This window comes from Pseudomonas sp. LSJ-87, from assembly GCF_032971465.1.
Classification (GTDB): Bacteria; Pseudomonadota; Gammaproteobacteria; order Pseudomonadales; family Pseudomonadaceae; genus Aquipseudomonas; species Aquipseudomonas putida_Z.
On the sequence record NZ_JAWJYQ010000109.1, the window covers coordinates 1 to 595 of the forward strand.

The 595-nt window shown below is 62.9% G+C and carries 1 protein-coding gene; it reads left to right on the top strand.

What is annotated here, in order from left to right:
- Nucleotides 1-595 (top strand): thiamine pyrophosphate-binding protein (locus RYH74_RS26280; RefSeq protein WP_317410613.1); only part of this gene is annotated, 595 nt, incomplete at both ends.

The following is a 595-nucleotide window of genomic DNA, read 5'->3' on the forward strand; positions in this document are numbered from 1 at the left end:
TATTCCCGGTGAAGAAAACCTCGACCTGCTCGAATCCTTGCGCAAGTCGAAGATCAAGCTGGTACTGACCCGTCATGAGCAGTCCGCAGGGTTCATGGCCGCCACCTACGGCCGCCTGACCGGCAAGACCGGCGTCAGCCTGTCGACCCTCGGCCCTGGCGCCACCAACCTAGTCACCGCCAGCGCCTATGCCTACCTGGGCGGCATGCCGATGATGATGATCACCGGCCAGAAGCCGATCAAGAAGTCCAAGCAGGGCCGTTTCCAGATCATCGACGTGTGCGGCATGATGGACCCCATCACCAAGTACACCCACCAGTTCGCCTCGGCCGACAACATCCCGGCCCGTATGCGCGAAGCCTTCCGCCTGGCCGAAGAAGAGAAGCCAGGTGCCGTGCACCTGGAACTGCCGGAAGACATCGCTGCCGAGCAGACCGAAAGCCTGCCGATTCCGCCTAGCCTGAGCCGCCGCCCGCTGGCCGAGCACAAGGCCATCGAAGCCGCCGTGGAAAAACTACAGAAAGCTCGCAGCCCGATCCTGGTGATCGGCGCCGGTGCCAATCGCAAGATGACCGCCAAGGTCCTCAAGCAGCTG